The sequence below is a fragment of the Comamonas odontotermitis genome, from assembly GCF_014207855.1.
In the GTDB taxonomy this organism is placed as follows: domain Bacteria; phylum Pseudomonadota; class Gammaproteobacteria; order Burkholderiales; family Burkholderiaceae_C; genus Comamonas; species Comamonas odontotermitis_A.
Genome location: NZ_JACHKZ010000052.1, coordinates 1 through 8,238 on the forward strand (window position 1 = coordinate 1; position 8,238 = coordinate 8,238).

At 53.9% G+C, this 8,238-nt stretch carries 6 protein-coding genes and 1 pseudogene; 4 read left to right on the plus strand and 3 right to left on the minus strand.

Going from position 1 to position 8,238, the window contains the following annotated elements; translation table 11 throughout:
- Positions 1 to 182 precede the first annotated feature (182 nt).
- A pseudogene (locus HNP33_RS20530) lies at positions 183 to 436 on the minus strand (transposase); the annotation flags it as partial.
- Positions 437 to 996: 560 nt separating this feature from the next.
- On the opposite strand from HNP33_RS20530, the gene HNP33_RS20535 reads away from it, so the two are divergent.
- The 4 genes from HNP33_RS20535 to HNP33_RS20550 all read left to right on the plus strand — a co-directional run bounded on the left by HNP33_RS20535 (position 997) and on the right by HNP33_RS20550 (position 7,121).
- On the plus strand, positions 997 to 2,532 hold the full coding sequence (locus tag HNP33_RS20535; protein WP_184711720.1) for an IPTL-CTERM sorting domain-containing protein: 1,536 nt from the start codon (positions 997 to 999) through the stop codon (positions 2,530 to 2,532).
- A gap of 374 nt (positions 2,533 to 2,906) precedes the next feature.
- Positions 2,907 to 3,098: a universal stress protein gene (locus HNP33_RS21135; RefSeq protein WP_325064968.1), complete on the plus strand. Its 192-nt coding sequence runs from the start codon at positions 2,907 to 2,909 to the stop codon at positions 3,096 to 3,098.
- A gap of 13 nt (positions 3,099 to 3,111) precedes the next feature.
- Positions 3,112 to 3,951 (plus strand): MBL fold metallo-hydrolase, encoded by an 840-nt coding sequence (locus HNP33_RS20545; protein ID WP_184711721.1) that lies wholly within the window; start codon positions 3,112 to 3,114, stop codon positions 3,949 to 3,951.
- Positions 3,952 to 4,037: 86 nt separating this feature from the next.
- Complete coding sequence (locus HNP33_RS20550; RefSeq protein WP_184711722.1) at positions 4,038 to 7,121, plus strand: DUF5979 domain-containing protein; 3,084 nt, start codon at positions 4,038 to 4,040, stop codon at positions 7,119 to 7,121.
- Between the two features lie 198 nt (positions 7,122 to 7,319).
- Here HNP33_RS20550 and HNP33_RS20555 read toward each other — a convergent pair whose 3' ends face one another.
- Together HNP33_RS20555 and HNP33_RS20560 are read right to left on the minus strand one after the other, a co-directional pair.
- The gene (locus tag HNP33_RS20555) at positions 7,320 to 7,604 is read right to left on the minus strand and encodes a transposase (protein WP_184711723.1); all 285 of its coding nucleotides are present in this window, start codon (positions 7,602 to 7,604) and stop codon (positions 7,320 to 7,322) included.
- Positions 7,605 to 7,671: 67 nt separating this feature from the next.
- On the minus strand, positions 7,672 to 7,902 hold the full coding sequence (locus HNP33_RS20560; protein ID WP_184711724.1) for an MbcA/ParS/Xre antitoxin family protein: 231 nt from the start codon (positions 7,900 to 7,902) through the stop codon (positions 7,672 to 7,674).
- Positions 7,903 to 8,238: the final 336 nt, after the last annotated feature.

Below are 8,238 nucleotides of genomic sequence, written 5' to 3' on the forward strand. Positions count from 1 at the left end.
CAGTTTGTGGTGCGGTACTTGCGCCGACCCCAGTTCGTCTCACTCATCATCCGAGCCTACTACCGCTGCGGCCCGGATTTGTGCAACAAAGCCATGCGCCGTACGTAATGATGGCGCCGAGATTTGTGTATGTCAGGGCCAAGGAGAGCCATGGTGCCCATCTGCGAAATCTGAAGGCCCCGTAGGCTAGCCATTTTGAGCAGCGACTGCACCAGCCCAAATGTCTGACGCAGGGGCAAGCCAAACAAGCATTTGATGGTCAGGCAAAACTGGAGGGACGCATCTGAGAATGTCCGGTTGCGCCCACGCTTGCCTCGCGCAGAAGCCAGCCGCTGCATGTCTTTATCCAGCCAGATGTTCAAGTCACCTCGGGCCTTCAAGGCTGCGTTGTACGCCTTCCAGTCTAACGCTTGTATTCCCAGCTCGATTCACTCATCTGGCGAGCCTACCGCGCTACAGAGCTGGAGTTGTGCAACAACGCCCAGTCAAGCCACATCGTTGGTGGCCTGACTTAAGCAACACAGCCTCCGGGAATCCCGGAGCAATACACTTCTGCTGCGTGTTAGCACCACTGCTAATCGATGACGTAATTGGTTAACAATTGTTAATGATGGAATGCTGTAATTGTCATTACTATCTAAACGTCGTTTGTAGAGTTGGCCAGGGAATCCGTACGGTAAGCAGGTCAGATGAGTGAGACGAACTGGGGATGCAAGCCCACTCTAACAACTGGTGGGCGTACTGAACGTGCGAAGCGACCTTATCTTAAGAGCCGCTAACACAACCCTTGGTACGTCGTTGCTTGGCCTTGTCGTACGTCTGTACTGGCTGCGGCCTTGTGCCTAGTCTCAACCACAAATCTACGATTTACTGGGTTGTGTTAGCTGCTCTAAGTGTCTATTTAGCCAAATGCTGTGACTGATGCAGTGCATGAATGCCTGGGAAATTCCCCGATCAGATCCGAGTTTCTAAAGCCTTCTTGGTATCACTTTTATCATGAAATTCAAAAAAATCTCATATCTCTCGATTTCCGCTTTCGCCTTTCTTCTGAGCGGAATGAGTGCAGCGCAGACGATCCCGACCATCACTTGTAAATCCAGCCCCTTATCTTTCAATACCGGCTATGACCAAGACGCGGGCCAACTTCTCGCAAACGGTAGCCAAGATCAGCAATGGTGGGTCTCAAGCACGCAATCGGATCCGTCAGGAAGTATTGGCCCTGGTAGTACCGCGACTTGGAAGCCCACCAGCGTTCCTTATGCGGCCAACATCTCTCCAGCCTGGGTTTCTGCAACTACGCTTGGAAACGAAACCAACTGGGTATCTCCAGACCCCACCGGCGTAACCTATACGCGGCCGCCTTATAGCTACCCGTACACCCCGGCGGTCACCAACTACTATCGAATGCAGTTCAATCTTTCGCCAGAGGTGCCACCAAGTGCCTTGAAGCTCAACATGGACTACAACAACGATGATGCCATGCTGGGTGTCTTCATCAACAACAGTTTTCAGACGTTACCAGCAGCCGGATTTGGAGCGGGCTCTGCTGCAACCGCCCAGCTTAATGGCCCCTGGGTCACCGGTTTGAACACCGTGATTTTTTCTATGGCCGATTACGGCTGGTCCTCCGGGCTGCTCGCCCATATTCGCTCAGGAGCATCTCCCTGCTCAGAATCCCCGCTGGAGATTACAAAATCTGTCAGCAAGCCCATTTTTGTGCCGGGAGAAGTCGCGGCATACACCATCACCGTGAGCAACCTGGGAACTCTGGATGTTACGGGGGCGACCCTGGCAGATCCCAGTCCATCAGGCTTGCTGAATGGGAGTTGGACTTGCTCCACCTCAGGCGGCGCAACATGCCCAGCAGCCCTAGGTAGCGCGCCCATTGGTTTTGACCTTGTCGCGGGAGGACAGTTGATATTCACGCTGTCCGGTACGGTTGCAGAATCGGGGAGTCTCACCAATACCGCAACCATCGCTCCTGGCACGGGAGGCGTTTGCGCGGCATCCACAGGTTGCTCGGCAACCGCAACGGCCTCGATCAATCCAGTCCCTAATCTGGCGCCAACCTGGACAATTGCACCGACCAGCCTGGCTATTGGCCAGACCACGCAGTACCAGGTTACGGTAACCAACAAAGGTGGCCTGGGCAGTACAGATGGGCAACTGACTATTACACTGCCTGCAGGTATGGTTTTTACACCAGCACAAACTGCGCCTGCCAACTGCAGCATCAGTGCTGCCTCCATGGTATGCACGCTGAGTGCACTGACTGCCTTGGGCGGAACCACCTCCGTCTCATTCAATGCACAAGCAAATGCGGTATTCAGCGCACAGAACATGACCGCTCAGGTTAGCCAGGTGACGGGTGAATTGGTTCTATCGGACAACGTGGCGAGCACGCCAGTTGCAAGCTTCGCCGCACCTATCAAAACAGCAGAGCCAGTTCCCTCGCTGCAGGAGTGGGGCTTGGTGACACTGTCATTCATATTGGCAATGCTTGGTGTGTACCGAAACCGCCGCCAGAGCTAATCCCAAAGAAAGCCGCTTAGCGGGTTGGATAAAGCCTCCCGGGTGCCAAATACGGCGCCCGGGAGGCTCTTTTTTTCGTTTGTGCGGTCAGATTGCTGGAATCACAGCAATGGACAGCCCAGAGTCCATTGCATGAAAAGTCGCAGCTAAGTGGCATGCCTGCTATGGTGTCGCCATAAGCTGGATCATGGCCGGACATTGGACGAAGCGTTTTGATTGCATGGAAGGAAACACCCGAAGCAGCACGCGCTGTTTCGACGGTCTTGCCATGGCTGCTTCGAGCCCGGGAGGTGCATGCAATCTCCTATGGCTCCGATGCGCAGGCATCATTGAGCAAACTGCGCGACAGCTTGCATGTGCGCGGAGTAGCTTCTGTGACGCTGCACTCTAAGAGTGCGGAGGAGTCGGATATATGCAACAGCTTGCTGTCGAGCGCGGCTGATATTGGCTCGGATCTATTGGTCATGGGTTGCTATGGACATAGCCGAGCACGTGAATGGGTCATGGGTGGAGTTACGCGGTCGATGCTTCAGACCATGACCATTCCTGTACTGATGACGCACTAAGCCAGAGGTCACCATGCGTATCGATTTCCTGGGTGGCACAGACACCGTAACTGGCTCAAAATATCTGCTCTCGCATTCCGGTCGGCAATTACTGGTTGATTGCGGCCTTTTTCAGGGCGTCAAGCATCTGCGGCTGCGTAACCGCGAGCCGCTGCCAGTGGATGCCGCAGCGATCGATGCAGTGCTCTTGACTCACGCGCACATCGACCATAGTGGTTTCATCCCGCGGCTCATGCAACTTGGCTTCACTGGGCGTGTGTACTTTACTGAGGCAATCTATAAGCAGTGTGAACTGTTGCTTCCCGACTCGGGGCACCTTCAGGAAGAGGAGGCAGAGTTCGCAAACCGGCATGGCCATTCGCGTCATAAACCCGCATTGCCGCTTTATACAGAGGAGGATGCGCACACAGCTTTGAAGCACTTTGTACCGTTGCCTTTCGACTCGGAGTGTTCACCCTGGAAGGGCTGGTCATGGCGACTGTCACGAGCGGGCCATATCCTGGGCGCCTGTAGTCCGCGAATCGAATGGCTGGGCGGCAGCATTCTCTTCTCAGGGGATCTTGGGCGCAATGACGATCTGATCATGCGGGCGCCGGTGCCATCATCACCTGCGGACGATGTCGTCATTGAGTCTACCTATGGAGACCGCCGTCATCCGGTGGGCGACACGCTGGAGCAGCTCGCGGCAGTTGTCAACCGAACCGCTGTGCGCGGAGGGGTGGTGGTTGTGCCTGCCTTTGCCCAAATGCAGGGTGTCTTCACCCTGATTCCTCGTGATGGGGGCTTATCGTGCAAATGGAAAGTATTGTTTACATTATTTGCAAGTGCTCACTGCCAAGGGTACATTTGCTAAGTACTAAATTTTTAGAAATGACGGACTTTCGAAAGATTGTTGCAGCAGGCTCTAGCAGTTTTGAATTTCGCACAAGAGGCATCTAAATGACGAATAAATATCTCAGCAGCCTTCTTCGAAGGTTTGGGGCCGCGATTGCGCTGCTGCCCTTTTCTGTGATCGCATGGGGACAAACTGCTGACCTGCAGATCGTGAAGTCGGGCCCTGCATCGGCCACCGGAGGCGGGGCATTCACGTATACCCTGATACTCGACAACAACGGACCTAATGCGGCTAATAACGCGAGCTTTTTAGATACTTTGCCCGCTGGCGTGGTGAATGTGTCAGCCTCATGTATTGCGGCCACTAATGGAGCCACTTGCCCTGCGAGCATCGTGGCCAACAATGCATCCGTATCTGGTACTTTGCCCACGTTTCCTTCGCTTGGAAAGGTCACAATTCAGATTCAGGGGAACTTTGCAACTTCGGGCCCGAGCTCGCTGACCAACACGGCAGCCGTCAGTACGCCTTCAGGCGTGACAGACCCGATGCCAGATTCCAATTCGAGTTCGGTTAGTACGGCAATGAACTATGGCGCCGATTTAGTGGTAACCAAATCGCAGAGTTCTGATACCTTTGTAAGCGGTCAGACGGTGACCTACGTCATGACGCTGAGCAATAACGGCCCTGCGGCGGCGAATGGAACACGAATAGAAGATTTCCCCTATGGCAATGGGGGCACGTCAGCCGCCAGCGTGAATGCCACCTACAGCTTTGTCGGCTGTACAGCGATCAACGGAGCAGCGTGTCCGGACAATAGTGCATTCCAAAACTACACAGGCGAAGTTCGTAACGCAGGCTATTTATTCAACACCACGGTACCCGCCTTGCCTTCCGGTGGTGCGATCACCATTACCTACACAATGGTCGCGACTGCTCCTATTGCTTGCGGTTTGTCAGCGGGCCAACTGCAAAATGTGTTTCAGACACGCGAATTGCCATCCGGCGTAATCGATTCAGATCCAAGCAACAACCGTGCGGAAGTTGCGCAGGCGGTGGCCGCCACTCCCGTTTGTCCGCAAGCAGACCTGGAGGTGACGAAGACGCAAAGCTCTGATGTCTTTGTGCCAGGCCAGCCGGTTACCTACACCATGACGCTAACCAATAATGGCCCGACGGCTGCTGATGGCACGCGGATGGAAGATTTCCCTTATGGCTATGGCGGTACGGCTGCAGCCAATGTCAACGCGACTTACAGCTTTGTAAGCTGTGCCGCAACCAACGGTGCAGCATGTCCGGATGTCAGTGCGTTCCAAAATTACACAGGCTTGGTGGGAAGCGCAGGCTATTTATTCAACACAACAGTACCCTCCTTGCCATCGGGAGGTGCAATTACCATCACCTACACCATGGTGGCAAACGCTCCCTTGCAATGTGGGCTACCTTCCGGGCCACTACAGAATGTGTTTCAGGTTCGCGGGTTGCCTGCGGGGGTGACAGACCCTGACCCCTATAACAATCGCGCTGAAGTGGAGCAGGCCGTAGGTGCAACGGCCGATTGCCCGCAAGCAGACTTGGTTGCCATCAAAACGCAGAGTTCCGATACCTTCGTCGCTGGTCAGACAGTCACTTACCGAATGACATTAACCAACAATGGTCCAGCGGCAGCAGATGGCGCGTTTATTTTGGATTACCCCTATGCATACAATGCGGGTGTGCAGCTGAATGCGGTGTACAGCTTTGCTGGATGCACGGCGTCCAATGGCGCCGTATGTCCGGACAACAGTACATTTCAAAACTACACCGGTCAGGTTGGAGGTGCAGGCTATTTGTTCCAGACCAATGTGCCTACCTTGCCGTCAGGCGGCGCTATCACCATCACCTACACGATGGTGGCGAACATGACTTCTGCCTGCTCGTCCGCCAATGGAACCATTCAAAATGTTTTCAGGGCGTCTGCACCGGCTGGTGTCACAGACCCCGAGCGATCCAATAATGAAACTCTGGTTGAGCAGCCGTTTGTGTGTGCAGATATTTCCACCAACAAGACCGTGGCACCGGTCACAGTACAAAGCGGCGATGCGGTCACATACACGGTCAGCGTCGTGAACGCCGGGCCTGCAGATGTTAGCAATGTGACGTTTTCTGATCCGCTGCCAAATGGCTTTATCTATGGCAGCGCAACCTGTGCTGTCGAGATAGCTCCTGGCACTTGCGGGGCCGTAAACTATGACAGTGCCTCGCGGACCCTCAGCAGCGTGATATCAGCAATTGGCAATGGTGGCCAAGTGCGATTCACGATCGTAGGCTCCGCCGGAAATGTTCCCGGAACCTATCCAAACGTTGCTTATGCTGCAGCCCCCTCAGGCGTTGTGGATCCTGTTGCCTCTTCAAATAGCAGCTCGGTTAATCTCCAGATATTCAACACTAGTGCGCCTTTGACAGTCAGTAAGAGCATCACAGGCCTACCTCTTAGTGGTTTGCCCGCACCACTCACTTTTAGTGGCACGGTCACCTGCGGCGCACAAGCACCCCAAAACTGGTCTGCCATGGTTGAGGCTGGTAGCACCAGCGCCAATAGTGCAGTGCTGAGTTTCTTCGACGGGGATGCTTGCACCGTGACGGAAAGCCCTCCGCCCGCAGCACCAGCAGGCTACGTTTGGGTTGGTACCCCCGTCATCAGCCCTAGCCCAACGGCGATACTGGCATCCGCGCCTGTGGCCGTACGTGTGACAAATACCTTGCAACGCCAGACCAGTAGTCTGGATTTGAGCCAGCTGTTCAACGGCCCCGCAGATGCTATTGCACAGATCAACGGAGTGTTCAATTTTTCCCTGAATTGCGGAGTCGACGGGACGTTCCCCTTGACCATTACTGTGACGAATGGAGTAAGCACGCCAGCAGTCTTCAACAGCCTTCCAGCTGCTGCAAGTTGCACCGCAACTGAGACAGGCGTGATGCCTCCAGCTCCTGGTGGATATATATGGGGTGCCTCGACGTACCAAAACAATCCTGCTGTGACCATAGCCAATGGTCTAGTCAGCATTATCGTCACTACCCCATTGACGGCTGCGAATTCGGATGGTTCAGCAGCGGCTCCAGTGCCAAGTCTCAACAACCACATGTTGGTGCTAATGACGCTGCTGGTATTCGGGTTTGGTTTATTCCATGTCAGGAGCCGCAGGCCCTGAGCTGCATAGTCCTGCGTTAACAATAGAAGCGCCCGGTGATGCCGGGCGTTTCTTATTGTATGGAGGATACTGAGTAAACGAGCGGCAACGGGTGCTTTGTCAATAATGAATTGGCTCCCCGTTTCAGGGGGGCATTCCTGCATGAAATTCAATGCAGGAAACCAAACGACGGCTCAGAATTAATGCGATTAAAATTACCTATTTCATTTGAATTTGTTTTGCAAAATACGTTGCAGCCTTTTTTAAAATGTCGCGCTCTTGGGTCACCCGCTTGAGCTCTTTTTTCAGGTAGCGCAATTCTGCGCTTTGTGAGAGTTGCGACTCCTCTTTTTCGAGAAACGATCTTTGTACTTTGAGCCACTGATAGAGGCTGTGCTGGCTGACCCCAAAATGATCCGAAACATCAGCCACGGTACGGCCGTATTCGTTGATCTGTTTAATTGCTTCACTTTTGAATTCTTCTGAATATCGCTGCTTACTCATGATCGGGTTCTATTAGGCATCTGGGTCTGACGTCAGAGATCGTTCATCTGCCGCTCGTGGCCGCACCTCAAGCAAATGCACCAACAGCCATGCGCTTGAGCAATGTTTCGACTTGAGCAAGACCCTCTTCGGTCAGGATGTGATCCGCCGACTTTGCCATGTTCAAAGATGGCTGAGGCCTGTTCAGCCAGTCATCCAGCCACTGAGCCGCGTCGAATTGCGCTGCTTGTTCTGGGTCTCCATATGTGGTGACAATTTCGTGCACCAATTCAATCAGTCGCTCTCGTGCTGAGTCCATCCTGGCGACACCTTTCTAGCATGGCGCGAGCACATGCGAAGTCAGCACGGGAGTGCTGAATGTAGGGAGCGGTTGATCCTCTGATTCAAAGCGATCAGAAGCTGCTCTTGTCATTGTTGCGCTTTTGCTGACGTTGGGACTGCAAGCCATCCCGCCAAGCTTTGGAGAAGCTGCTACTCATGTACCTCACTTGCATCTCGAAGCTCAGGTGGGGAGCGTCGAGTTCAATGATGGAATCAGGTGGGCTTTGTTGCATAAATCGGTTTGAGACTGAGTCTCCCCAAACCCCAGACGTAGTTATGCCACGGCCACCGTTTGGGGCGTGCCCAGCTCGGT

Bases quoted from the DNA above. Each gene is read 5' to 3' on its own strand.
- HNP33_RS20545 (WP_184711721.1), top strand. From the start codon at position 3,112: ATGCGTATCGATTTCCTGGGTGGCACAGACACCGTAACTGGCTCAAAA.
- HNP33_RS20550 (WP_184711722.1), top strand. From the start codon at position 4,038: ATGACGAATAAATATCTCAGCAGCCTTCTTCGAAGGTTTGGGGCCGCG.
- HNP33_RS20535 (WP_184711720.1), top strand. From the start codon at position 997: ATGAAATTCAAAAAAATCTCATATCTCTCGATTTCCGCTTTCGCCTTT.
- HNP33_RS20555 (WP_184711723.1), bottom strand. From the start codon at position 7,604: ATGAGTAAGCAGCGATATTCAGAAGAATTCAAAAGTGAAGCAATTAAA.
- HNP33_RS20560 (WP_184711724.1), bottom strand. From the start codon at position 7,902: ATGGACTCAGCACGAGAGCGACTGATTGAATTGGTGCACGAAATTGTC.